21 protein-coding genes and 2 pseudogenes are annotated in these 23,157 nt (G+C 66.0%); 15 read left to right on the top strand and 8 right to left on the bottom strand.

Going from position 1 to position 23,157, the window contains the following annotated elements; genetic code table 11:
- Nucleotides 1–289, bottom strand: a pseudogene (locus NBV68_RS06210) (AMP-dependent synthetase); the annotation flags it as partial.
- A 190-nt stretch (nt 290–479) separates the two neighbouring features.
- On the opposite strand from NBV68_RS06210, the gene lgt reads away from it, so the two are divergent.
- The 3 genes from lgt to NBV68_RS06195 are packed head-to-tail and all read left to right on the top strand — an operon-like array spanning nt 480 to nt 3,801.
- Nucleotides 480–1,388, top strand: coding sequence for a prolipoprotein diacylglyceryl transferase (gene lgt / locus NBV68_RS06205; protein ID WP_296308087.1), 909 nt, complete (start codon nt 480–482; stop codon nt 1,386–1,388).
- Nucleotides 1,292–3,364, top strand: coding sequence for an SAM-dependent methyltransferase (locus NBV68_RS19045; RefSeq protein ID WP_366067695.1), 2,073 nt, complete (start codon nt 1,292–1,294; stop codon nt 3,362–3,364). Before lgt ends, NBV68_RS19045 begins: the two co-directional genes overlap by 97 nt.
- Before the next feature lie 11 nt (nt 3,365–3,375).
- Nucleotides 3,376–3,801, top strand: coding sequence for a DUF2147 domain-containing protein (locus tag NBV68_RS06195; RefSeq protein ID WP_296308086.1), 426 nt, complete (start codon nt 3,376–3,378; stop codon nt 3,799–3,801).
- Nucleotides 3,802–3,953: 152 nt separating this feature from the next.
- Here the strand turns inward: NBV68_RS06195 and NBV68_RS06190 are convergent, their stop codons facing one another.
- Both NBV68_RS06190 and NBV68_RS06185 read right to left on the bottom strand, forming a co-directional pair.
- Nucleotides 3,954–5,498, bottom strand: a complete 1,545-nt coding sequence (locus tag NBV68_RS06190) for an ABC transporter permease/substrate-binding protein (protein ID WP_296308085.1) — start codon at nt 5,496–5,498, stop codon at nt 3,954–3,956.
- A complete protein-coding gene (locus NBV68_RS06185; RefSeq protein WP_296308082.1) occupies nt 5,498–6,280 on the bottom strand; it encodes an ATP-binding cassette domain-containing protein in 783 nt (260 codons plus the stop codon). The genes NBV68_RS06190 and NBV68_RS06185 overlap by 1 nt, the downstream gene beginning before the upstream one ends.
- A 128-nt stretch (nt 6,281–6,408) precedes the next feature.
- On the opposite strand from NBV68_RS06185, the gene NBV68_RS06180 reads away from it, so the two are divergent.
- The 11 genes and pseudogenes from NBV68_RS06180 (at nt 6,409) to NBV68_RS06130 (ending at nt 14,910) form a co-directional block, all read left to right on the top strand.
- On the top strand, nt 6,409–7,575 hold the full coding sequence (locus NBV68_RS06180) for an isovaleryl-CoA dehydrogenase (protein WP_296308081.1): 1,167 nt from the start codon (nt 6,409–6,411) through the stop codon (nt 7,573–7,575).
- Complete coding sequence (locus NBV68_RS06175; RefSeq protein WP_296308080.1) at nt 7,572–8,126, top strand: HEAT repeat domain-containing protein; 555 nt, start codon at nt 7,572–7,574, stop codon at nt 8,124–8,126. Before NBV68_RS06180 ends, NBV68_RS06175 begins: the two co-directional genes overlap by 4 nt.
- Nucleotides 8,123–8,428: an alkylphosphonate utilization protein gene (locus tag NBV68_RS06170; RefSeq protein WP_296308079.1), complete on the top strand. Its 306-nt coding sequence runs from the start codon at nt 8,123–8,125 to the stop codon at nt 8,426–8,428. The genes NBV68_RS06175 and NBV68_RS06170 overlap by 4 nt, the downstream gene beginning before the upstream one ends.
- 10 nt (nt 8,429–8,438) lie before the next feature.
- A complete protein-coding gene (locus NBV68_RS06165) occupies nt 8,439–9,002 on the top strand; it encodes a hypothetical protein (protein WP_296308077.1) in 564 nt (187 codons plus the stop codon).
- 2 nt (nt 9,003–9,004) lie between these two features.
- Nucleotides 9,005–10,612 carry a carboxyl transferase domain-containing protein gene (locus NBV68_RS06160; RefSeq protein ID WP_296308075.1) on the top strand — a complete coding sequence of 536 codons (1,608 nt, stop codon included), beginning with the start codon at nt 9,005–9,007 and terminating at the stop codon, nt 10,610–10,612.
- A gap of 11 nt (nt 10,613–10,623) precedes the next feature.
- A complete protein-coding gene (locus NBV68_RS06155) occupies nt 10,624–11,877 on the top strand; it encodes an amidohydrolase family protein (protein ID WP_366067690.1) in 1,254 nt (417 codons plus the stop codon).
- A pseudogene (locus tag NBV68_RS06150) lies at nt 11,868–12,047 on the top strand (methylcrotonoyl-CoA carboxylase); the annotation flags it as partial. The gene NBV68_RS06155 and the pseudogene NBV68_RS06150, both read left to right, overlap by 10 nt.
- A gap of 261 nt (nt 12,048–12,308) precedes the next feature.
- Complete coding sequence (locus NBV68_RS06145) at nt 12,309–12,611, top strand: hypothetical protein (RefSeq protein WP_296308072.1); 303 nt, start codon at nt 12,309–12,311, stop codon at nt 12,609–12,611.
- Between the two features lie 100 nt (nt 12,612–12,711).
- Nucleotides 12,712–13,353, top strand: a complete 642-nt coding sequence (locus tag NBV68_RS06140; RefSeq protein ID WP_296308071.1) for a lysophospholipid acyltransferase family protein — start codon at nt 12,712–12,714, stop codon at nt 13,351–13,353.
- Nucleotides 13,343–14,143 carry a DUF1295 domain-containing protein gene (locus NBV68_RS06135; protein WP_366067687.1) on the top strand — a complete coding sequence of 267 codons (801 nt, stop codon included), beginning with the start codon at nt 13,343–13,345 and terminating at the stop codon, nt 14,141–14,143. Before NBV68_RS06140 ends, NBV68_RS06135 begins: the two co-directional genes overlap by 11 nt.
- 128 nt (nt 14,144–14,271) lie before the next feature.
- Nucleotides 14,272–14,910: a hypothetical protein gene (locus tag NBV68_RS06130; protein WP_296308070.1), complete on the top strand. Its 639-nt coding sequence runs from the start codon at nt 14,272–14,274 to the stop codon at nt 14,908–14,910.
- On the opposite strand, the gene NBV68_RS06125 is transcribed toward NBV68_RS06130, so the two are convergent.
- The 5 genes from NBV68_RS06125 to NBV68_RS06105 form a co-directional block, all read right to left on the bottom strand.
- A complete protein-coding gene (locus NBV68_RS06125; RefSeq protein ID WP_296308069.1) occupies nt 14,907–15,416 on the bottom strand; it encodes a nuclear transport factor 2 family protein in 510 nt (169 codons plus the stop codon). The genes NBV68_RS06130 and NBV68_RS06125 overlap by 4 nt on opposite strands.
- Before the next feature lie 48 nt (nt 15,417–15,464).
- On the bottom strand, nt 15,465–16,241 hold the full coding sequence (locus NBV68_RS06120) for a M50 family metallopeptidase (RefSeq protein WP_296308068.1): 777 nt from the start codon (nt 16,239–16,241) through the stop codon (nt 15,465–15,467).
- A gap of 9 nt (nt 16,242–16,250) precedes the next feature.
- Complete coding sequence (locus NBV68_RS06115) at nt 16,251–17,390, bottom strand: AI-2E family transporter (RefSeq protein WP_296308067.1); 1,140 nt, start codon at nt 17,388–17,390, stop codon at nt 16,251–16,253.
- Between the two features lie 18 nt (nt 17,391–17,408).
- Nucleotides 17,409–19,973: a DNA topoisomerase (ATP-hydrolyzing) subunit B gene (gene gyrB, locus NBV68_RS06110; protein ID WP_296308066.1), complete on the bottom strand. Its 2,565-nt coding sequence runs from the start codon at nt 19,971–19,973 to the stop codon at nt 17,409–17,411.
- A gap of 96 nt (nt 19,974–20,069) precedes the next feature.
- Nucleotides 20,070–20,834, bottom strand: a complete 765-nt coding sequence (locus tag NBV68_RS06105; RefSeq protein WP_296308064.1) for a PIG-L family deacetylase — start codon at nt 20,832–20,834, stop codon at nt 20,070–20,072.
- A gap of 85 nt (nt 20,835–20,919) precedes the next feature.
- Between NBV68_RS06105 and NBV68_RS06100 the strand changes: the two genes are divergently transcribed.
- Nucleotides 20,920–22,479: a class I adenylate-forming enzyme family protein gene (locus NBV68_RS06100; protein ID WP_296308062.1), complete on the top strand. Its 1,560-nt coding sequence runs from the start codon at nt 20,920–20,922 to the stop codon at nt 22,477–22,479.
- Nucleotides 22,480–23,157 lie beyond the last annotated feature (678 nt).

Genomic DNA, 23,157 nt, shown 5'->3' with positions numbered 1-23,157 from the left:
TGCGCTCCCCCTTCTGCACCCCGTGGAGCCTGATCAGCCCCTCGGCCACATGGGTCGCGGCGGCATAGGTCTCGCCGAAAGTGAGCCGGATATCGCCATCGACGAGGAAGGGGATATCCTTGTTCTGGGTTGCAAAATGCACGAAATAATGGGCGAGGGTCGGGGGCGCGGCGGCAAAGGCGGGCATCTCCACCCCGTCACGGATGAAGGGCACGGTGGCAAAGGGCTGGCCCTCGGCGGTGAGGCCGGCGATGATCGCTTCCAGGGCATTGTCCAGCGGGGTGGGCATGCGGTCGTGTTCCTCTCTCTGTGTGCGGCTTCCGGTGTCCGGATCGCCTGTCCCATTGCGTAAGGCGGTGCTCGCGCCCCTTCCCCTGACCCCTTCGCTGTGCCAGGAGCGCCAGCGCAACCGGGATCATGAACGAAGGCCCTGGCGGGCTCACCGTTACGGCATATCATTGCAATAAGAGGTTCGCTCCGTGCTGTCACTACTTGCCGCAAGCGCCGCCGCCGATCCGATCCAGTTCTCCAGTCTCGGGCTGAAGACCGGCATCGAGCTGGGGTTCTTCACGCTGCGGTTCTACTCGCTGGCTTATCTGCTGGGGGTGATCTTCGCCTATTGGCACACCTCGCGGGCGCTGAAGGAGCCCGGCGCGCCGATGGCGCAGCGCCATGCGGACGATCTGTTCTTCTATTGCACCCTGGGCGTCATCTTCGGCGGGCGGCTCGGCTATGCGACCTTCTACGAGCCCGCCTTGTGGACCACCTTCGCCAACGATAGCTGGCTGAGCTGGCGGCTGCTGCGCCTGTGGGAAGGCGGGATGAGCTTCCACGGCGGCCTCATCGGCGTGACCGTGGCCATGGCGTGGATATCGTGGCGCGAGAAGCTCAATTTCATCCGCGTCGTCGATTATGTCGCGGTCGGCGTGCCGATGGGGATGCTGCTCGGGCGGCTCGCCAACTTCGTCAACGGCGAGCTGTGGGGCCGCGCGACCGACGTGCCGTGGGGCATGGTGTTCTGCGACGGGATCGCGCGCGAAGGCGTGAAGTGCGCCACCACCGGCATCGTGCGCCACCCCAGCCAGCTCTATCAGGCGGGGCTCGAGGGGTTGGCGATGCTGGTGATCATGCTCGCGCTGTTCTGGCTGACCCGCGCGCGCTATCGCCCCGGACTTCTGGCCGGCGTGTTCACGATCGGCATGGGGGCGTCGCGTTTCATCAATGAATTTTTCCGTGAGCCGGACCAACAACTGGCTGACTTTGCAGCCCGTACCGGGCTATCGATGGGGCAATGGCTGACAATACCGCTTATCCTGACTGGATTGATTGTCGTGATCTACGCGCTGCGCAAGAAGCCGCTGGCGGCCGGGACGGCAGCGCCGGCCTGAACGGCGCGGGCGGGGCGCGTGTCTGGAAAAGCGCGCTCCGGCTGATCGATCCCCAACCCGACACCGCAGCCGCCGCGCGCGCGCAGCGCGGGGCGCGCGACGATGCGCGCGCCGCCGCCAAGGCACGGGCCGAGGCCGCCGCGCGCGAGAAGGCCGCGGCCCTCGAGCGCGCCAAGGCCGAGGCGGAAGAGCGGGCCCGCGCGCTCAAGGAAGCCCGCGCTCGCGAGAAAGCCGAAGCCGAAGCCCGCGCCCGCGCGACACGCGAAGCGCGCGAGCAGGCCGCGGCAGAAGCGCGCGCGAGGAAACTCGCCGAGGCCGAGGCGCGCCGCCGCGTCGAGGAGGAAGCGCGCGAACGCGCCGCCGCCGAAGCCCGCGCCAGAAAGGAAGCCAAGGCTCGCGCCGAAGCCGAAGCCAAGGCCAAAGCCGAGGCGGAAGAACGCGCCCGCCGCGAGGCCGAGGCCGCCGAAGCCGCCGACCGTGCGCGCGCCGAGGAGGAGGCGCGCCGGATCGCCGAAGCCCGCAAGCGGGCCGAGGAAGAAGCCCGCGCCCGCGCCGAAGAGGAAGCGCGCCTCAAGAAGGAAACCGAAGCCCGCGCCCGCGCCGAAGCCAAGGCCCGCGCCAAGGCTGAAGCCGAAGCCAGGGCCAAGGCCGAAGCCGAGGAAAAGGCGCGCCTCGCCGCCGAAGCAAAGGCCCGCCGGGAGGCCGAGGCCAAGGCCAAGAAGGAAGCCGAGCAAAAAGCCCGCCGCGAAGCCGAGGAGGCCGCACGCCTCGCCGCCGCGGAAGCGGCCCGGCTCGCCGCCGAAGAAGCCGCGCGCAAGGCCGCCGAGGAAGAAGCCGCGCGCCTCGCCGCCGAGGAACAGGCCAAGCGCGAGGCCGAGGAAGCCGCCGCCGCCGAGCAGGCGCGGCTCGAGGCCGAGGTTCTCGCCCGCGCGAACGTCGACGTCCCCGCGGTGCTCAAGCGCCTGATCCGCGAGACCGGCCCGATCCCGCTCTCGCAATATATGGGCGAGAGCAATGCGCGCTATTACGCCAGCCGCGATCCCTTGGGCGAGCAGGGCGATTTCATCACCGCGCCGGAAATCACGCAAGTGTTCGGCGAGCTTATCGGGGTGTGGCTGGCCGACCTGTGGTCGCAGATGACCCGGCGCAAATATATCCACTATGTCGAGCTCGGGCCGGGGCGCGGCACGCTCGCCAAGGATGCGCTAGGGGCGGCGGCCAAGCAGGGGCTGACCCCGCAGATCCACTTCGTCGAGACCTCGGCGACCTTGCGCAAGATCCAGCGCGAGGCCTTCCCCGATTGCATCCACCACCACGACATCTCGACCCTGCCCGACGATGCTCCCCTGCTGATCGTCGCCAACGAGTTCTTCGATGCCCTGCCGGTGCAGCACCTGATCCGCTCTACCGACGGGTGGTACGGGCGGTTGGTGGGGCTGGAGGATGACGCCTTCACCTTCGTCACCGGCAAGGAGCGGATGGATCACCTCGTCCCGCCGAGCTGGATCACCGCCTCGCAGGGCACCCTGATCGAGACCAGCCCGGCCGCGGTCGCGCTGATGGCCGAGATCGCGCGGCGGCTGAAGGAGCAGGGCGGGGCGGCGCTGATCATCGACTACGGCCATGAGGAGCTGCGCTCGGGATCGACCTTGCAGGCGCTGAAATCGCACCAGAAGGTCGATGTCTTCGCTCACCCGGGCGACGCGGACCTCACCGCCCATGTCGATTTCGAACTGCTCCAGCAGGTCGCGGTCGAAAACGGGGCCGATCTCATGGGGCTGCAATACCAGGGCGAATGGCTGATCCAGATGGGGATCGACACCCGCATGGAAATGCTCCGCCGCCGCGCGCCCTACGAGCGCGAGAAATTCGAGCGGCAGCGTAACCGGCTGGTCAAGGACAGCGAAATGGGTAGGCTGTTCAAGGTGCTCGGCCTGTGTGGGCGGCGCTGGCCGTTCGGGGCCGGATTCCAGTGAGGAGAGCGGGAATGTTGAAGCAGGCAGGCGTGCTGGCAGCGGTGCTCGGGCTGGCGGTGATGGTGCCCGCGGCCCTCGCGGCCGAGCCGATCACGGGCCGCTGGCTCACGGCGGAAAAGGACGCGGTGGTCTCCATCGCCCCTTGCGGGAAGGCGCTGTGCGGGCGGATCGAGAAGTTCCTCGTCGCCCCGCCGCAGGGCAACGACCAGCGCGACGTCAACAACCCCGACGCTGCAAAGCGCAGCCGCAAGCTGCTCGGGATCGCGATCCTGTCCGGCCTCGTGGCCGACGGCAATGCATGGAACGGGCAGGTCTATGACCCCAAGAAGGGCAAGACCTACACCGCCTATGTCCGCCGCAAGCCCGACGGGACGCTCGAGATGAAGGGCTGCGTGGGCCCGTTCTGCCAAGCTCAGGTTTGGAAACGCGCGTCTTGATGTGCGCGGGCCATCCGGCCCGCGATATCCTCGCTCACACGGCCTGACGGCCGCGTCGCTGCGGGCGGCCGGTCGGCCTTGCGGGCCTACGGCCCGAAATCGCGCAATAGTCACCCTCCCGCTTGCGGGAGGGGTTGGGGGTGGGCCTTCGCCTACTTCTCCAGCCCCGTCCGCTTCGCCAGCTGCTCCGCCGCCTGCGGGGGCGTCAGCTTGCCCGCATCCTCGCGGTCGACCTCAAAATTCGCCTCGCGCATCGCCTCGACACTGATCGCGCCCAAGAGCGGCTGGAGCGCGGCGGCAACGCCGGGGTCGTCGGCGATGCGGGGTGAGAGCAGCAGCAGCGCATCATAGCTCGGCAGCGCGCCCCTGGGGTCGGCGAGCACCACCAGCTTGTCCGCCGCGATCCGCCCGTCGGAGGTATAGGCGCTGATCACGTCCGCCTCGCCCGAACGCAGCGCGTCATACATGAAGGTTGGCGCGAAATTGCGTGTTCTCCCGAAGCGCAAGCCATAGGCATCGCGCACCGCCAGCCACTCGGGCCGCTCGAAGAATTCGGGGTCGCCGCCGACGGTGAGGCTCCCGCCCTTGCCGACCAGATCGGCGAGGTTGGTGACGCCCAATTCCTTCGCCCGGTCGGGCCGCATCGCGAAGGCATAGGCGTTCTCGAACCCCAGCCGGCCTAGCACCTTCACGCCGTTCTCGCGCAGCTCCCACTCGCGAATGGTTTCATACATCGCCTCGCGCCCGGGGTTGTCGGCGCGCTTGAGGAAGTTCGCCCAGATCGTGCCGGTGTAATCGACCGAGATGTCGACGCTCGAGGAGGCGACTGCCGAGTGCACCACCGCGCTGCCCAGCCCGTCGCGATATTCCACGCGGTAGCCCGCCGCCTCGAGCCGCGATCCGATCAGTTGGGCGAGGATATATTGCTCGGAGAACTGCTTGGCGGCGATGACGATGGGCCGCTCGGTCTCGTCGGTGCGCTGGCCCCAGAGCGCGGCGCAGATGCCGAGCACCACGATCGCCATCCCGCCAAAGGTCATCCACCGCTTGCGCCGGGCGAGGCCGACCTCGATCACCCAGAGCAGGTTGTCCGCCGCCAGCGCCAGCCCGGCGCTGGCGAGGCACCCGGCGAGCACCAGCGCCCAGTTCTGCGTTTGCAGGCCCGCAAAGATCGGGTCGCCGAGGCTCGGCTGGCCGATGGTGGTGGCGAGGGTCGCTGCGCCGATGGTCCAGACGCTCGCGGTGCGGATCCCGGCCATGATGAAGGGGGCCGACAGCGGCGCCTCGACCAGCACCAACTTCTGCCACTTGGTCATGCCGACGCCGTCCGCGGCCTTGAGCACGCCCTCGTCAAGGTTCGCCTGCGCGGTCACCGCATTCCTGAGGATCGGCAGCAGCGCATAGAGCGTGAGCGCCATCAATGCGGGCAGGAAGCCCAATGTCGGCAGCCCCTCGCCGAACACGCTGCGCAGGGACAAGAGCAGCGGAAAGAAAAGCGCCAGGAGGGCGAGCGCGGGGATGGTCTGGACAAGGCTGGCGAGGCTCAGCGCGATCCGCGAAACCGTTCGCGACCGCCCCGCCCACACCGCCATCGGCAGCGCGATCAGCATCGCAAGCGCAATCGCGCTCGCCGCCAGCACCACGTGCGCGGCCAGCTTGTCGCCAAGGCCGGGGAGGATGTCCCAGATCTCCTGCATCAGGAGCGAGGCTCCCCGAGACCTTCCATCGCGGCGAGTTTTTCGGCCTGTTCGCGCGGCACGGAGACGAGGCGTTGCGCCACCGTGCCGCCCTTGCCCGCGAGCAGCGCGCGGGGGCTTTCGTCGGCCACCAATGCGCCGCGATCCATCACCAGCACCCGGTCGGCGAGCAGCAGCGCCTCGGCCATGTCGTGGGTGACCATCACTGTGGTCAGCCCGAGGCGTTCATGCAGCTCGCGCACCTTGCGCCCCAGCGCGTCGCGGGTGACGGGATCGAGCGCGCCGAAGGGCTCGTCCATGATGAGCAGTTCCGGCTCCCCCGCCAGCGCCCGCGCCACGCCCACGCGCTGGCGCTGCCCGCCGGAGAGTTCGTCGGGCATGCGCGTGGCATAGGCGGGATCGAGTTCCACTAGCTCGAGCAGCTCGGCGATCCGCTCACGCGCCAGCTTCTCACCGGCGAGGCGCGGGCCGATCGCGATGTTCTCGGCGACGCTGAAATGCGGGAACAGCCCGATCCCCTGGAACACATAGCCGACCCGGCGGCGCAGGCGGGCGGGCTTGAGCTGCGTCACTTCCTCCCCGCCGAACAGCACGCGGCCGCCAGTCGGCTCGACCAGCGTGTTGACCGTCTTCAGAAGCGTCGACTTGCCCGAGCCCGAAGCGCCGACCATCGCCACGAAGCTGCCGAAGGCAATGTCGCAGGTGACCCCGCCCACCGCAGTGACCTCGCCAAAGCGGCAGGTGACCCCGTCAAAGCGGAGCAGGGGCGGCGCGGTTTCCATTCCTTGCTGGATTAGCGAGTGTTGCGCCGCTGCGCCAGCGTCCGCGATTGGCGCCAATGATTGGCGTTTGCGCAAGGGCTTGCTATGCGGGAATCACAGAACAAACATTACGCGGCGAGGAACAATTGATGCGCGCGACCCCCGATTTCGACTTCCACCTCGGCGAGGCGGCTGAGATGATCCGTGACACCACCGCGCGCTTCGCCGACGAGCAGATCGCGCCGCTGGCCGAACGCACCGACCGCGAGGACCGCTTCCCGCGCGAGCTGTGGGAGCCGATGGGCGCGCTGGGCCTGCACGGCATCACGGTCGAGGAAGAATGGGGTGGGCTCGGGCTCGGATACTTGGAGCACGTGATTGCGGTTGAGGAAGTCAGCCGCGCCTCGGCCAGCGTCGGTCTCAGCTACGGCGCGCATTCCAACCTCTGCTTGAACCAGATCCGCCGCTGGGGGAATGACGAGCAAAAGGCCAAGTATCTGCCCAAGCTGATCTCGGGCGAGCATGTCGGCAGCCTCGCCATGTCCGAAGCGGGCGCGGGGTCGGACGTGATCTCGATGAAATTGAAGGCCGATGCGGTGCAGGGCGGCTACGTCCTCAACGGCACCAAGTTCTGGATCACCAACGCGCCGGAAGCCGATACGCTGGTGGTCTATGCCAAGACCGACGGCCACGCCGGATCGCGCGGCATCACCGCCTTCCTGATCGAAAAGGGCGACGAAGGCTTCGCCATCGGCCAGAAGATCAGCAAGGTCGGCATGAAGGGCTCCCCCACCGCCGAGCTGGTGTTTTCGGACTGCTTCATCCCCGAAGAGCGCATCATGGGGCCATTGAACGGCGGCGTCGGCGTGCTGATGAGTGGGCTGGATTACGAGCGCGTGGTCCTCGCCGGATTGCAGCTCGGCATCATGCAGGCGTGCCTCGACACGGTGATCCCTTACCTGCGCGAGCGCAAGCAGTTCGGCAAACCCATCGGCAGCTTCCAGCTGATGCAGGCCAAGGTCGCCGACATGTATGTCGCCCTGCAATCGGCGCGCGCCTACACCTATGCGGTCGCCAAGGCGTGCGATGCCGGGCAGACGACGCGCTTCGATGCGGCAGGGGTGATCCTGCTGGCGTCCGAGAACGCCTTCAAGGTCGCCGCCGAAAGCGTTCAGGCGCTGGGCGGCGCGGGCTACACCACCGATTGGCCGGTGGAGCGGTATATGCGGGACGCCAAGCTGCTGGATATCGGCGCGGGGACGAACGAGATCCGGCGGATGCTGATCGGCCGGGAATTGATTGGGGCGGCGGGGTGAGCGAGCCGGTCGATTGGGGCGCACTTGCCGGCAAGCTTGGCACCATCACCCCAAGTGAGCACGGCTGGAGCGAGCGTGGTGGGACCGCAGTTGCTTACGATGCGATTGAGATACTCGGGGCCAGCGTGCTTCGTGAAGCGGTTGATTTTTATGTCTCGGGCGAACCCGGATTCGAAGTTGCTAAGTCTGTTCTGATGTTCCTGAAGCCATCCGCTGCAATGGAACGCTGCCGCGAAATATTTCGCGATCCTGCCGATCCGCAACAGGCGGCTGACGCGATAGAACTTCTCAGAATGGTTGCGGATCGTCGTGTCCTCGACTGGATCCCTGAGTTGATGGCCAGCGAGAACGAGGCCGTCAGGATATGGACGCTGGGCATCCTCGACCAATTGCTCGTAATGCAGGAATCGATCACCCCGGAGGAAGCCGCGCCTATTTTCAAACAGGCACTAGCCGATCCGAGCGACAATGTTCGAAGCCAAGCTTCGCGGTTTCTCGAGAATTTTGCGGAGTGCGAGCAAGTGATCGCGATGCGGAGTTTCATGCAATGAGCACCGACGAAGACTACGTCTATGACGAGGCCAGCGGCGAATGGCTCCCCGCCTCCGAACTCGCGGCCCAGCGTGCGGCGGAGGATGCTGTCGAGGTGCGCGATGCGGTCGGCAATATCCTCGTCGATGGCGATGCGGTGACGCTGATCAAGGACCTCGAGGTCAAGGGCGCAGGCCAGACCCTGAAGCAGGGCACGCTGATCAAGTCGATCCGCCTGACCGGCGACGCGCAGGAGATCGACTGCAAATACCCCGGCATCAAGGGTCTGGTGCTGCGGGCCGAGTTTGTGCGCAAGCGCTAAGGACGACACGATGACCGCCCCCGCCCATCCCACCAAGCGTGCCCTTGCCCGAGGTGTCCTCTGCGGCGCCGCCGCGTTGCTCCTTGCTGCGACCCCGGCCATCGCCCAGCCCGCCGCAGAGCCGCCATCGAAAGCCCCCGCCATGCCAGCCGAACTCGACGATCGCACCTACGCCGAAATCACCCGGCTGACCGATCAGGGGCAGGTGCTGTTCGACGAAGGCAAGCTGGACGAGGCGCGCAAGCTGTTCATGCAGGCATGGACGCTCATCCCCGAACCGCAGAGCGAGTGGGAAGCGACCACCTGGCTCGCCGCCGCGATCGGGGATATCGACTTTCTGCAAGGCCGCTACGCCGACGCGCGCAAGACGCTGCAATTCGCGATGATCTGCCCGGGCGGGCTCGGCAATCCCTTCCTCCACCTGCGCCTTGGCCAGTCGCACTATGAACTGGGCGAGCTTGACCGCGCGGCGGACGAGCTGATGCGCGCCTATATGGGCGCGGGCGACGAAATCTTCGCCGCCGAGGACCCCAAATACCGCGCCTTTCTGGCAACCCGCGCCAAACTGGACTGAGCATGACCGCCCCGACCCTCACCACCAAACTCGACCGCGAAAGCCCCGAGGCCAAGGCGCGCTTCGCCCACAACCACGCACTCGCGCAGCAGCTGCGCGCGGCGGTGGCCGATGCCGCGCTCGGCGGGCCGGAGAAGCATCGCGAGCGGCATGTCAGCCGCGGGAAGCTGTTGCCCCGTGAGCGGGTGGAGCGGCTGCTCGATCCGGGCTCGCCCTTCCTCGAAATCGGGCAATTGGCCGCCAACGGGATGTACGAGGGCGACGTCAACGGCGCCTCGATCATCACCGGCGTGGGCCGCGTTTCGGGTCGCCAGTGCATGATCGTGTGCAACGACGCGACCGTGAAGGGCGGCACCTACTACCCGATGACGGTCAAGAAGCACCTGCGCGCGCAGGAGATCGCAGCTGAGAACCGCCTGCCGTGCATCTATCTGGTGGACTCAGGCGGGGCGAACCTGCCGCACCAGGCCGAGGTGTTTCCGGACCGCGACCATTTCGGGCGGATCTTCTTCAATCAGGCCAATATGTCGGCGCTGGGCATCCCCCAGATCGCCTGCGTGATGGGGTCTTGCACCGCGGGCGGCGCATACGTCCCCGCCATGTCGGACGAAAGCGTGATCGTCCGCAATCAGGGCACGATTTTTCTCGCCGGGCCCCCGCTGGTGAAGGCAGCCACTGGCGAGGAAATCTCCGCCGAAGACCTCGGTGGCGGCGATCTGCACGCGAAGAAGTCCGGCGTGGTCGATCACCTCGCCGAGAACGACGAACACGCGCTCACCATCGTGCGCGATATCATCAGCCACCTCGGCGCGAACACCGGGGCGGCGAAGGATGTGGCGCTGAAAGACCCGCGCCCGCCGAAATTCGACGCGGACGATCTCTACGCCCTCATCCCCGAGGATGTGCGCGCGCCCTATGACGTGAAGGAGGTGATCGCGCGGCTGGTCGATGGCAGCGAGTTCCACGAGTTCAAGGCGCATTACGGCAGCACGCTAGTCTGCGGCTTTGCCCACATCTGGGGAATGCCGGTGGCTATTCTGGCCAACAACGGCGTGCTTTTCTCCGAGAGCGCGCAGAAGGGCGCGCACTTCATCGAACTCGCCTGCCAGCGCCGCATTCCGCTGCTGTTCCTCCAGAATATCAGCGGCTTCATGGTCGGCGGGAAATACGAGGCGGAAGGCATCGCCAAGCACGGCGCGAAGCTCGTCACCGCGGTCGCCACCGCGACCGTGCCCAAACTCACCGTGGTGATCGGCGGCAGCTTCGGCGCGGGCAATTACGGCATGTGCGGGCGTGCCTATTCACCGCGCTTCCTGTTCACCTGGCCCAATGCGCGCATCTCGGTGATGGGCGGGGAGCAGGCGGCCTCCGTCCTCGCCACCGTCCACCGCGACGCCGACAGCTGGACGCCCGAACAGGCCGAGGCCTTTAAGGCCCCGATCCGCCAGAAATACGAGGACGAAGGCAACCCCTACTACGCCACCGCCCGCCTCTGGGACGACGGGGTGGTCGACCCGGTGCAGACCCGCGACGTGCTTGGGCTGGCGATCGCGGCGTGTCTTGAGGCTCCGATTGCCGAGCGGCCTGCGTTCGGCGTGTTCCGGATGTGAGGAATATCGCGATGCGCCTCGCTGCCCTCGTCGCCTTTGGATCACTTTTGCTACTGCCGGGCACAGGTTTCGCGCAGACCTGCAACATCACGCTCAAGGATGCGAACATCTGGACGGGCGCGGGCTATGAGAAGCGCACTCTTTCCATCAGGGACGGCTATTTCGCCGCCCCTGATGCCGACGCGGCCGGCATGGATGCTTCTTTCCTCTACCTCACGCCGCCGTTCGCCGATGCGCATAACCACCGGATCGACACCGCAAATCCCGGCGATCCCGTCCATGCGCAGGCGCTGGCCCAGGGGATCTATGTCGCGCTCAATCCCAACAATATCCGACCCGATGGGCCGACGCTGACCGGCAGGCCGGGACTGGTCGATCTTCAATCGGCAGGCGGCGGGCTGACGCGGCCGGGCGGGCATCCGCAACCGCTTTACGAAGGGCTTGCAGCGGGGGGTATCCTCGGCGGACTGACGGCGGCCGACTTGCCGGGCAAGGCCTTCCACCTTGTCGCTACGCCTGACGAAGCCCGCGCCGCAGTCGCCAAGGTCAAGGCCAGCGGCGCCGAGGTCATCAAGCTCTACCTGCTCGATCACGACAAAGAGGGTGGAGGCGACGGGTTGTCGCCTGAGAATTTTGCGGCAGCGGTCGCTGAGGCCAAAAGGCTCGGCCTGTTGCCGATTGTCCATGTCGAAAGCGCCAAGGATGTCCGCTTGGCGATAGCGGCCAAAGTCCACGCGCTGGTTCATCTGCCTTACCTGATCGACAAGGATCGCGACGTGGCCGATCTGCTGCTCACGGCCGAGGATGCTGCTGCGCTGGCTGCCAATGGCATTGCGGTGGTGCCAACGGTGACCCTGTCGCACGTCACCTATGACGGCGAGAAACTGGCCGCAATCCAGGCGGTCCAACGGCACAATCTGAAGCTGTTGAAGGATGCGGGCGTGCGGATTGGCCTTGGAGCGGATCGATGGACGCTGAACCTGCATGACGAACTGGCCTTCATGCGCGCGCTTGCGATCTTTGACGGCAATGACATGATCAACATGGCGACAGCGAACGGCGCCTACATCGCCTTTCCGGGCCGCAAGATCGGCAAGATCGAAGAGGGATACGAAGCGTCGTTTCTCGCATGGTTTCGCCCCTTGAACAGGGCGTGGGCCGAGGCGCGGGAGCCTGTGGTGGGCATGCGCGGCGGCGCGTTGCTGAATAACAGTTTCGGCTTGCTGGCCAAGGCCTGTCCATCAGCCGGTGAGGCAAAGCCGTGATCCGCCAGAAATACGAGGACGGAGGCAATCCCTACTACGCCACCGTCCGCCTGTGGGACGACGGCGTGGTCGACCCGGTGCAGACCCGCGACGTGCTGGGGCTTGCTTTTGCCATATGTCTTGAGGCACCTATAGCCGAGCGGCCCAAATTTGGGGTGTTCAGGATGTAAAAGATGTCACCTCTTCAGCAGACAATTGAGGATTTCGTCACGAACCCATGGGTTCTGTTGACAGGACTGTTTTTCACATCGGCGCCAGTTATCTATTCCATAATAAAAAGCGGTCTTAAAGTCGTAAGGGCACTTTCCGAGATACTCAGGACGAGTCTAAAATCATAACTTTTTAAACAATTTGTAAGAAATATTAAAGCAAATGTCAAAATAAAGGATGGGTTTTTTGTAAAAACAGACATATCGGCATTTGATGTTTATATGCAAAACACCATAGATAAGGCCGTATTATTTTTTTATTTTTCCACCGTTCTATTTGTTGCTTCAGCTGCACGTCGCCTGGATGTGGATCCGGTCGATGCTTCATACCTCTGGACGTCGCTATTTATGCTCGGTGTCGGCAGCGTGCAGCTAATTGATCTTCGAGCAAAAAAGCAGGTTCTCAGTTTTTCGCTGAGAGCGAATTCGCGGTCCGCAGAACGTTTGAATCAGCGTCAAGACCAGTTGAAAGAACTCCGCGATAAAATGGATGGCGCAAATGTAAATGCGTCGGCTACGGCTTGAGAACCCGACAGAGCTGCAAATCTGAAACCCCCACCCGCCCTCTTGCGTAGCTAACCCAAGTTAGGCCACAATGGCGCGGCCTTTGGGAGGGGCGCACAGCTTGCACAAACCGATCACCTCTGCGCCCGTGCGCAAGCCCACGCTGCTTTCGCGCATCGTGCGCCGGATCATTCTGGCGTTCTGGTATGCGCAAGGCTGGAAGGTCGTCGACCCGCTGCCCAAGCACCTCAAGAAATATGTGCTGGCGGGCGCCCCGCATACCTCCAACTGGGATTTCGTGTTCTTCACCGGCGCCACGCATGAAGAGGGCGTGCAGCCCAACTTCATGGGCAAGCACACGCTGTTCCAGGGGGTGATGAAGAACTTCATGCTCGACATGGGCGGCATCCCCGTCGACCGCCGCAAGAAAGCCAATGCCACCGAGCAGGTCGCCGCCGAATTCGCCGCGCGTGACGAACTCGCGCTGGTCATCGCCTGCGAGGGGACGCGCAAGTCGGATGGCAAGTGGAAGTCGGGCTTCTACCACATCGCGCGCGCCGCCAGCGTGCCGATCGTCCCGGCCTTCGCCGATCACGCCACCCGCATCGTCAGCTTCGGCCCGCCGCTCGTCCCCACCGGCAACTATGGCGAGGACCTGCTGAAAATCGCCGAGTGGTTCCGCTCCAAGCTCCCCGATTACGAGCGCTTCAAGGTGCTGGAGCAGCAGGCGCGCGACATCATCGCGGGCAAGAATGATGTTTGAACTTCTGGCGGTGAATGCTGCGATCCTGCTGGTGCTGGTGCTGATCCAGTGGGCGATCAGCGTGAAGATCAATGATGTGTCCTTCATCGACGCCTTCTGGGGCGCGGGCATGGGCATTCTTGCGGTGGCGAGCTGGCTGCATGTGCCGGGCGGCCCCGGGCAGCTTGCGACGCTGATCATGATCATGACCGCCGCCTGGGGCTTCCGGCTCGGCCTCTACCTCTTCCTGCGCTGGCGCAAGGAGGGCGAGGACAAGCGCTACAAGATGATCCTCAAGAAGGACCGAGAGGCCGGGCGGTTCGCGCAGGCTGCGCTCACCCGGGTGTGGTTGATGCAGGCGGTGCTGCTGTTCGCTGTGTCGAGCCCGGCGCAGGTCGGGATCCTCGCCAGCCCCGCCCCCGCACCGATCCCCCCGCTCGCTTGGGCCGGCTTTGCCTTGTGGAGCGTCGGCGTGTTCTTCGAATGGGTCGGCGACTGGCAGCTCACCCGCTTCAAGGCGGACCCCGCCAATCACGGCAAGGTGCTCGACACCGGCCTGTGGCGTTACACCCGCCACCCCAACTATTTCGGCGATTTCGCCGCGTGGTGGGGCATCTGGCTCGCCTGCGCGGCGGCCGGGTGGCACTATGCGGCGGCGACCGTGATCGGCCCGCTGTTCCTGAGCTTCACGCTCACCAAGTGGTCGGGCGTGACGCTGCTGGAGAAGGGCCTCGACAAGTCCAAGGGCGACAAATACGCCGATTACAAGCGCCGCACTTCGGCCTTCTTCCCGCTGCCGCCCAAGGCCTGAGCGCGCCCCGGCGGCCCCCGTCGCCGCCGGCCTTTTACGTGCTGCGCCGCACAAAAATCGACGAGGGACCCTTTTGCCTTGCGCAAAGCTCGCCTATGTTGGTGGACGCGCGAGGAGGCGCGAGCGACATGCCATTGACCCAGACCGCCCGGGATGCCGAGCGCGAGCGGATCGCGCGCCATGTGCTCGATCTCGTCAAGGAACGCGGCGCGGAAGTGCCGTGGACCGTGGCGATGAGCGAAAGCGGCCTGACCCGCGCGCGGTTCGAGGCGCTGTTTGCCGACTATGACGACCTCTTCGATGCGGTCGCGCAGACCTGGTTCGCCCCGCAGCTTGCGGTCATGGAGGAGGTGCTGGCGGGCAATCTCCCGCCGCAGCGCAAGATGTACGAGTTCTTCCGCCGCCGCTTCGTGATCTCGCAAGGCCGGTTTCGCGAGGACCCGCAGTTTTTCACCGTGCTTTGCGAGATGGGCGCGGCCAATTTCGAGCGGGTGCGCTCCTATGTCGACCTCGCCGACCACTACCTGTGCGAGCTGATCGCCGAGGCGCAGGCCGAGGGGCACTTCGCCGGGCTGGAGATCGACGAGGCGCTGTCGATGATCAACCAGATGGTCACGGTCTACACCATGCCCGACGCGCTGATCTATCTTGGCGACAAGCTGTCCGAGAAGAAGCTGGCGCGGATCATCGACACGATGTTCATCGGCCTGTCGGGCGAGGCCGGGGCCGATGCCTCGGGCGTGAATGCGCTGAAGGTAGCTTCCTAACCCTTCGCCCACCACGCCGCCGCCGGGTCCGCACTGCCGCGCGCGCCGCGGCGCTGGAGGCCATCGAACAGGCCTCCCGACAGCGCCATCGTGGCAGGCGCGGTGCGGTTCCAGTCCATGACATAGAGCCGCTCGGCGATCAGCCAGCGGCCCTCGCGCCGATGGAGTGTGTCGAGGTAGCGGCCGCCGACCACCAGTTCGATCTCGCCCTCCGGCGCGGGGATGATGTGGAGCGCGACGCAGTTGGTCTCGGCCCGCGCGGTGTCTCCGGCGATGCGCATCACGGTGTTGGAGATGTTGTGCTGGGTCTGCCGCATCGACCCGAGCCCCGCCATCAGCCCCGGGATGACTTCGGCTATGGGCCGCGCGCCGTCGCCGTAGTCGATCAAGGCGTCGGAGGTGAAGGCGGCGGCGAGCTGTTCGGGATCGCAGCGGTCGATGCCGCGGCAGTAGAGTGCAAGGGTCTCGGCAATCGCGAGCCGGTCGGCAAGTTCGGTCAGGTCCATGTGCGGCAGGCTACCGCGATGCGGCCGCCTGCGGGACTGCCGAAAGCGTCAGCGGCGCTTGAACTGGAGCACGTTGGCAGGCAGCTTGCGCGGCGGCGGGCGGCGGCGCTTATCGGCCAGCGCATAGCGCAAGGCGAAGAAAAACATCGCGGCCGATGCGAGCAGGATCACCCCTGCCCAGAACCAGTAAGGCAGCCCCAGCACCGCGGCGATTGCGCCGGTGTCGGAGAGCTGCGCCTGTCCCTCGATCACGATCTGCTCGGTGAGGAAGTAGCGCCACGCGCCGAACACGCTCCACGCCGCGGTGAGGCCGAGGAACTGGAGCGTGAAGCGCTGGAACCCGCCCGAGGCGCGCCATGCGACGAGGCCGAGCACCGCCGCGGCGATGGGCAGCGCCCACCATCCGGTCGCCGAGCGCACCCAGATGATGGTGCTGGCGAGGATCGCGGCGACCATCGCCCACAGTACCGGACGCCACGCGCGGGGGTGGGCGCTGGCGACGATCAGCGCGGCGCCCACCACACTCGGGGCGAGCGGTCCGCCGACCGAAATCGCCGCCTGCACCAGCCGCGGCGCGTTGCCGCTGATGAGATATTCGGCATAGCCCGAGCCATCGGGGAGCAGCACCAGCCGTTCGAACGACTGCCCCAGCACCGCTGCGGTGAGGCCGTGGCCCATCTCGTGGAACCACGTCGTCAGGATCAGGAAGGGATAGGCGAGGATGTCGCCGAAGGGCAGCACCGGCAGCAGCGAGACCACGAAGCCGGCCAGCACCAGCCGGCCGATCGCCTCGCCCCTGGAGCCGGGAGTGACGAGCGAGGACATGCGCAGCCCTCAGCCCGCCGCTTCGGGCGTGTGGCCCGCCGCATCGACGCGGATGCCGCCATTATCGTGCATCGCGGCCTCCTCGTCCTCCTCGCGCTGTTCGCGCAGGATCGACCAGCTGGCGAGGAACAGACCCGCCACCAACGGCCCGAGCACGATGCCCGAGAAGCCGACGAGGCTGATGCCCCCCAGCGTGGTGATGAGGATGATCCAGTCGGGAATGCCGGTGTCGCGGCCCACCAGAATGGGGCGCAGCACGTTGTCGGCCGAGGAGATGATGAAGAAGCCGACCAGCAGCACGAAGATCCCCTGCCAGGTCGCGCCGCTGATCAGCAGGTACAGCCCCGCCGGCAGCCACACCGCGCCCGCGCCGATCACCGGCACCAGCGCGAAGATTGCGGTGACGACGCCGAACAGCAGCGCCGAGGGCACGCCCGCGATCACCAGCGTGATCCAGCCCAGCGCGCCCTGCACCAGCGCGACCACGCCGGTGCCCTTGATGGTTGCGCGCACGATGCCGAGGAAGCGCTCCGCCAGTCTGTCGGCGATGGCGCGCTCGACCGGCACGGCGCACAGCACGGTGCGCCCGATCCGCTCGCCATCGCGCAGCAGGAAGAACATCACATACAAGGCCACGCCGAAGGACAGGAAGAAGCTGAGCGCGCCGCTGCCGATCGAGACCGCCTGGGTGGCGATCATCCCCGCGCTCTCGGTCAGCAGTTCCTGCAGGCGGGTCTGTGCCATGGTGATGTCGGCCCAGCCGCTGCGGTCGACCGCGTCGCGCGCGAAGCCTGGCAGCGCGGTGTAGACCGTGTCGAACAGGGCGGCCAGGTCGATCGGCTGCTCCTGAAGCGTCGTCACCAGCACGATCGCCTGCTCGACCACCATGGTCGCGATCCACGCGGCGGGGATGAGGACGACGATGAAGATGATGAGCAGGCTCAGCCCCGCGGCCGGATTGCGCCGCCCGCGCAGCCGCCTGAGGACATAGCGGTAGAGCGGCTGGAACATGATCGCTGCCAGCGCGGCCCACAGCAGGGGCTGGGCGAAGGGCCAGACGATCACGGTCATCAGCAGGCTGACCACCGCGAGGATGATCAGGAAGCTGGCCTGTTGCAGATCCTCGGTGCGGTTGGGGTGGGCGGCCATGGGGTCCTTCGGGGAGGGCTAAACGTCGAGATTGGCCACGTTAAGGGCGTTATCCTGAATGAACTCGCGCCGCGGCTCGACGATGTCGCCCATCAGGCGGGTGAAGATCTCGTCGGTCACGTCGGCATCCTCGACCTTCACCTGCAACAGAATGCGGGCTTCCGGGTCGAGGGTTGTCTCCCACAATTGTTCCGCGTTCATTTCACCCAGCCCCTTGTAGCGGCTGATCGAGAGGCCCTTGCGCCCGGCGGCGAAGATCGCCTCGAGCAACTGGCTGGGGCGGCTGATCGTGCCGTCGAAGGTGACGGCAGGCGCGGGTGCGACCTCCTCGGCCTCGCCGGCGAGCGGATCATTGGCCACGGCGGGCGCTTCGGGTTCGGGCTCCTCGGGCTCGGCCCCGGCGCGCACCAGCTTGACGGGGGAGGCATAGGCCTCGGCCTGCGCGGCGGCGAGGCCGTGGAGCTTGAGCGCCTCGGTGCTCGAGAGGAAGCGCGCGTCGATCGCATGGACGTCAGTGACGCCGCGCCACAGGCGTTCGAACACCACAGTGCCGTCATCGCGCTGCGATGCGCTCCAGCGCGCCTCGCGGTCGCCGGCGCCGAGGCGGCCGGCGGCGCGGGCCAGCGCTGCGGAGAGCGCCTCGCCCGCCAGCCCCGGCTCGAGCGCGCCCACCAGCGCCATCTGCTCGACGATCCCGCTGTCATAGCGGCGCGGCACGAAGGCGAGGAGGTTCTTGAGCCTGAGCGCCCCGTCGACCAGCGCGCGCAGATCCTCGGCACCGCGCGTCCCCCCTTGCGTCTCCAGCACCCGGCCCTGCAGCCCGGCATCGACGAGATAGCGGTCAAGCGCCGCCTGATCCTTGAGGTAGACCTCCGAGCGCCCCTTGGCGACCTTGAACAGCGGCGGCTGGGCGATGAACAGGTGCCCGGCCTTGATGATCTCGGGCATCTGGCGGTGGAAGAAGGTGAGCAGCAGCGTGCGGATATGCGCGCCGTCCACGTCCGCGTCGGTCATGATCACGATCTTGTGGTAGCGCAGCTTCTCGAGGTTGAACTCGTCGCGGATGCCGGTGCCCATCGCCTGGATGAGCGTGCCGACTTCCTTGGACGAGATGATCCGGTCGAACCGGGCGCGCTCGACGTTGAGGATCTTGCCCTTCAGCGGTAGGATCGCCTGGGTCTTGCGGTCACGCCCCTGCTTGGCCGATCCGCCTGCGGAGTCGCCTTCGACCAGGAACAGTTCGGACTTGGCCGGATCGCGCTCCTGACAATCGGCGAGCTTGCCGGGCAGCGAGGCGACGCTCATCGCGCCCTTGCGGCTCATTTCGCGCGCGCGGCGGGCGGCTTCGCGGGCGGCGGCGGCGTCGATCACCTTCTGGATGATCGACTTGGCATCGCCGGGGTTCTCCTCCAGCCATTCGCTCATCTTGTCGCTCATCAGGGATTCCAAGGGCGAGCGCACTTCGGAAGAGACCAGCTTGTCCTTGGTCTGGCTTGAGAACTTGGGGTCGGGCAGCTTGACGCTGACGATCGCGGTCAGGCCCTCGCGCATGTCTTCGCCCGAAAGGCTCACCTTCTCCTTTTTCAGCATCCCCGACCGCTCGGCATAGTTGTTGAGCGTGCGGGTCAGCGCTGCTCGGAAGGCGGCCAAGTGCGTGCCACCGTCGCGCTGGGGGATGTTGTTGGTGAAGGCGAGGACGTTCTCGTAATAGGAATCGTTCCATTCCAGCGCGACGTCGATGCCGATGCCGTCCTTCTCCGCCGACACCGAAATCGGCTCGGGGATCAGCGGCTGCTTGTTGCGATCGAGATACTTCACGAAGGCCGCAATCCCGCCCTCGTAATAGAGATCGTGCTCGAGCTTCTCCTCGTGGCGCAGATCGCGCAGCTTGATGCGAACGCCCGAGTTGAGGAAGGCAAGCTCGCGATAGCGGTGCTCGAGCTTCTCGAAATCGAACTCGGTGACGTTCTTGAAGGTGTCGTGGCTGGCCTTGAAAGTGACACGGGTGCCCTTCTTGAAGCCGTTGCGGTCGGCATTGCCCTCGACCTTCGGCGCGTCGCCGACGACCCGCAGGCTTTCGACCGCATCGCCATGTTCGAAGCGCATCCAGTGCTCCTGGCCCTCGCGCCAGATGGTGAGCTCCAGCCACTCCGACAGTGCGTTGACCACCGAAACCCCGACGCCGTGGAGGCCGCCCGAAACCTTGTAGGCATTGTCGTCCGAGGTGTTCTCGAACTTACCGCCTGCGTGGAGCTGGGTCATGATCACCTCGGCCGCCGAGACGCCCTCTTCGGCGTGCATGCCGGTGGGGATCCCGCGCCCGTTATCTTCCACCGAAACCGAGCCATCGGGGTTCAATTCGATGAGAACGAGGTCGCAATGACCCGCCAACGCCTCGTCGATGGCATTGTCACTGACCTCGAACACCATGTGGTGCAGGCCGCTGCCGTCGTCGGTATCGCCGATATACATGCCGGGGCGCTTGCGGACAGCGTCCAGCCCCTTCAAAACCTTGATGGAATCCGCGCCGTATTCGTTGGCGTTGGGCAGCTTTGCGGGGGGTTGATTGGTGTTCTCGTCCATGGCCCATCATATAGGCATGGCGGACGCGAAACCCAACTGCGGGAGGCCCCCGAGGCCTGCTTTTCCACGAGTGTTCGGACCCTATCGACGGGCGGCTCAGAACGCGGGGCGGAAATGCACCTTGCCGCGCCACATAGTCGCATCGAACAGCCCCATCATGCCTTGCCGCGAGGCTTCGTCGAACTGGGTCGCGTGGCACATCGCGGCCGCCTTGGCGGCTTCGAGATCGGCGGGCGTGTAGCGCACCGGTTCGGAAAGCAGCGCCGGATCGGTCTCGGCCCAGGTCGCCATCTGCGGCACGGGCGGCAAGCGCCCGGCGGGAATGCCGACATAGAGCAAGGGCGGCCGGTATTCGGCCGCCAGCGACTGCACTGTCTGGCTGACCAGCGCGCTGACCATGCGGTGATCGCTGTGACCATAGCCGCCGTCCGGCCCCCAGGTCAGCACCAGCTGCGGGTCGATGGCGATGTATTGCGCGGCAAACTGCTTGATGAACCGCGCGGCCGGCGAACTCGGCGCCTGCGGGCTTTCGGCCAGAGTGCCGTCGCCCAGCTTTTCCAAGAACTGCGCCTGTGCCCCGAGCGCGTTTGCCGAACATTGCGCTTCGGCGCGGCGGATCGCGCCCAGCTCCGGCCCGCGCGCGAAATCGGTCACCCCCGGACCCTGATCGCCGGTGGTGGCAAAGACGATCGTCACGGCATCACCCTGCCGCGCCAGCGAAGCGATGGCGGGGGCCATGAACAGCTCGTCATCCGGATGCGCGACCACCACCAGCACCCGCTGCGGCGGTTCGGCACCCCGGGCGTGAGCCGGCACCAGCGCCAGCGCGGCGAGCGCCATCATTGCAGTCTTATGGATCATTGTGTGCCCCTCTCCTCGCGCCAGTCCTGCCACTTGTGCGAGCCGGTTTGCAAATCCTTTGCGCGAGGCGCTGCCCCGATTATGCATGGCCGCCATGAGCAACGAGACGATGATGAACCGCCTTGCCGAACCCTTCGGCAGCTTCCCCGAAATCCTGATGGAATGGTCGCGCATCAAGGGCGACGATCTCGCGCTGGTCGACGAAAACCGCGAGCTTTACTGGGCCGAACTGGTCGGGCTGATCGAGCGGCTGGCGGCGCGGCTGGTGGAGACGGGGCTCCGGCGCGGCCAATCGGTGGCGATCCTCGGCACGTCGACCGTCGAGTATGCGCTGGTTTTTCTGGCAGCGATGCGCGCCGGGGGTGTCGCGGCGCCGCTGACCACCAGCGCCTCGCCCGAACAGCTTGAAGGCATGGCGAAGGATTCGGGCGCGATCCACCTGTTCATCGACGCGGCCAAGGCGGCGGAACTCGGCACTGACTTCATGGCCGACCTGATCCGCGTGCCCTTGGAGAGCATCGACCAGTGGATGGCCCCTCCGGGCGCCCGCGCGCCGGAATTCGTGCCCGAGCCGAAGGACCCGTTCAACATCATCTATTCCAGCGGCACGACCGGCATTCCCAAGGGCATCGTCCATTCGCACCAGATGCGCTGGCGGCAGTTTGCCTCGACCGGCCTGAGCTATCTCGGCGCGGGGATCGAGGTGCGTTCGCTTGCCTCGACTCCGCTCTATTCCAACACCACGATGGTCGCTTTCCTGCCGGTGCTGCTGGCGGGTGGCTGCGTGCGGGTGATGGGCAAGTTCGATTGCGCCAAGTGGCTCGGCCATGCGCAGGCCGACCGCACGACGATCACCATGCTGGTGCCGGTGCAATATCAGCGGCTGATGGATTTTGCGGCGTTCGACGACTTCGACCTGTCGGCGTTGAAACTCAAATACTGCACCTCCGCGCCCTTTTCCGCCGATCTGAAGCGCGAGGTGCTGAGGCGGATGCCGGGCGGGCTGATCGAGATCTATTCGATGACCGAGGGCGGCGTGGTCTGCCTGCTGCCCTGCCACGAATTCCCCGACAAGCTCCACACCGTCGGTCGCCCCGCGCCGGGGAGCGAGTTGAAGGTGCTCGATGACGAGGACCGCGAGGTGCCCCCGGGCACGCCCGGCAACATGATCGGCCGCAGCCTCACCATGATGAGCGGCTACAAGAACCGCCCCGACAAGACCGCCGAGGCACAGTGGATCGACCCTGCAACCGGCGAGGCCTGGATGCGGATGGGCGACATCGGCCGCGTGGATGCCGAGGGCTTCGTCGAGCTGGTCGGCCGCGCCAAGGACATGATCATCTCGGGCGGGTTCAACATCTACCCTTCCGATCTCGAGGCGGAGTTGGCGAAGGAGCCGGGGGTGGTCGAGGCCGCCGTGGTTGGCATCCCCTCGCGCGCATGGGGGGAGACGCCGGTGGGCTTCGTGGTGTTGAAGGAGGGCGCTGGCACGGGCGCCATCCTCGCCGCAGTCAACGCGCGGCTGGGCAAGACCCAGCGGCTGGCGGCGCTTCACGCGATTGCCGAAATGCCGCGCAGCCATATCGGCAAATTGCTCAAGACCGACCTGCGCGAGGAAGCCGCGCGATTGAGCGGGACGGACTGACCTCCAGACACAGCTCGGCCCGGCTCCTCGGCTGAGGAACCGGGCCGGTTGAGGCCTGAGCCTGCTGGCGCGCTTACACGATAAACGTGTTGAACGCGGTGCCGCTGAGCGCAACGGCGAGCAGCAGGGCGACGGCCTTTTCGCTGATCATGGTCATTGTTCTGGTTCCCTGTTTTGTTGTGGTTGGGGTGGCCCGGACGATCAGGGGGGAGAGGGAGCGCCCGGGCCGAGCACGATATAGAAAACGGTGCGCAAGATTCAATCTTCAGAACGACTGAAAATAATTCATCACCGCAATCGAAAAAGGCAATCAACCAGGGTACGGAACGCGCGCAGCAACCGCGTCCCGGCTCGAGACGCGGCCACCAGTTCAGGGGGGGGAGTGCGGTGGCCGCGTCTCTTTCGCTGCATGCCTAGCACGTGGCCGGGCAGTGACCGGTGGGGAGGGCCGAGCAGGGGGAGAGCTGGCCAGTCCTTTCCGGTCGGCAGGCGGGCGGCGAGACCGTGTTCGGTCTCTTGTCGCCGGGCGATGCTTCCTTACCGGATCAGCGCGGGGATGGAGAGGAGGCCCCGTGCCGCATCGCTCGAGGAGCCAAGTGGGATTGCCGCGCCGCTATTTCAAATGCGAAAACGCCAAGCGGAATTGCGCCAATTGCAACATATTAAGGTGCATCTCAC

The sequence above is a fragment of the Erythrobacter sp. genome, assembly GCF_023653175.1.
Classification (GTDB): Bacteria; Pseudomonadota; Alphaproteobacteria; order Sphingomonadales; family Sphingomonadaceae; genus Erythrobacter.
This window is presented reverse-complemented; position numbering and strand designations above follow the sequence as displayed.

Coding starts and splice junctions, on each gene's coding strand:
- NBV68_RS19045 (WP_366067695.1), top strand. CDS start 1,292: ATGGCTGACAATACCGCTTATCCTGACTGGATTGATTGTCGTGATCTA.
- NBV68_RS06195 (WP_296308086.1), top strand. CDS start 3,376: ATGTTGAAGCAGGCAGGCGTGCTGGCAGCGGTGCTCGGGCTGGCGGTG.
- NBV68_RS06190 (WP_296308085.1), bottom strand. CDS start 5,498: ATGCAGGAGATCTGGGACATCCTCCCCGGCCTTGGCGACAAGCTGGCC.
- NBV68_RS06185 (WP_296308082.1), bottom strand. CDS start 6,280: ATGGAAACCGCGCCGCCCCTGCTCCGCTTTGACGGGGTCACCTGCCGC.
- NBV68_RS06180 (WP_296308081.1), top strand. CDS start 6,409: ATGCGCGCGACCCCCGATTTCGACTTCCACCTCGGCGAGGCGGCTGAG.
- NBV68_RS06170 (WP_296308079.1), top strand. CDS start 8,123: ATGAGCACCGACGAAGACTACGTCTATGACGAGGCCAGCGGCGAATGG.
- NBV68_RS06165 (WP_296308077.1), top strand. CDS start 8,439: ATGACCGCCCCCGCCCATCCCACCAAGCGTGCCCTTGCCCGAGGTGTC.
- NBV68_RS06160 (WP_296308075.1), top strand. CDS start 9,005: ATGACCGCCCCGACCCTCACCACCAAACTCGACCGCGAAAGCCCCGAG.
- NBV68_RS06155 (WP_366067690.1), top strand. CDS start 10,624: ATGCGCCTCGCTGCCCTCGTCGCCTTTGGATCACTTTTGCTACTGCCG.
- NBV68_RS06145 (WP_296308072.1), top strand. CDS start 12,309: ATGCAAAACACCATAGATAAGGCCGTATTATTTTTTTATTTTTCCACC.
- NBV68_RS06135 (WP_366067687.1), top strand. CDS start 13,343: ATGATGTTTGAACTTCTGGCGGTGAATGCTGCGATCCTGCTGGTGCTG.
- NBV68_RS06130 (WP_296308070.1), top strand. CDS start 14,272: ATGCCATTGACCCAGACCGCCCGGGATGCCGAGCGCGAGCGGATCGCG.
- NBV68_RS06125 (WP_296308069.1), bottom strand. CDS start 15,416: ATGGACCTGACCGAACTTGCCGACCGGCTCGCGATTGCCGAGACCCTT.
- NBV68_RS06120 (WP_296308068.1), bottom strand. CDS start 16,241: ATGTCCTCGCTCGTCACTCCCGGCTCCAGGGGCGAGGCGATCGGCCGG.
- NBV68_RS06115 (WP_296308067.1), bottom strand. CDS start 17,390: ATGGCCGCCCACCCCAACCGCACCGAGGATCTGCAACAGGCCAGCTTC.
- gyrB (WP_296308066.1), bottom strand. CDS start 19,973: ATGGACGAGAACACCAATCAACCCCCCGCAAAGCTGCCCAACGCCAAC.
- NBV68_RS06105 (WP_296308064.1), bottom strand. CDS start 20,834: ATGATCCATAAGACTGCAATGATGGCGCTCGCCGCGCTGGCGCTGGTG.
- NBV68_RS06100 (WP_296308062.1), top strand. CDS start 20,920: ATGGCCGCCATGAGCAACGAGACGATGATGAACCGCCTTGCCGAACCC.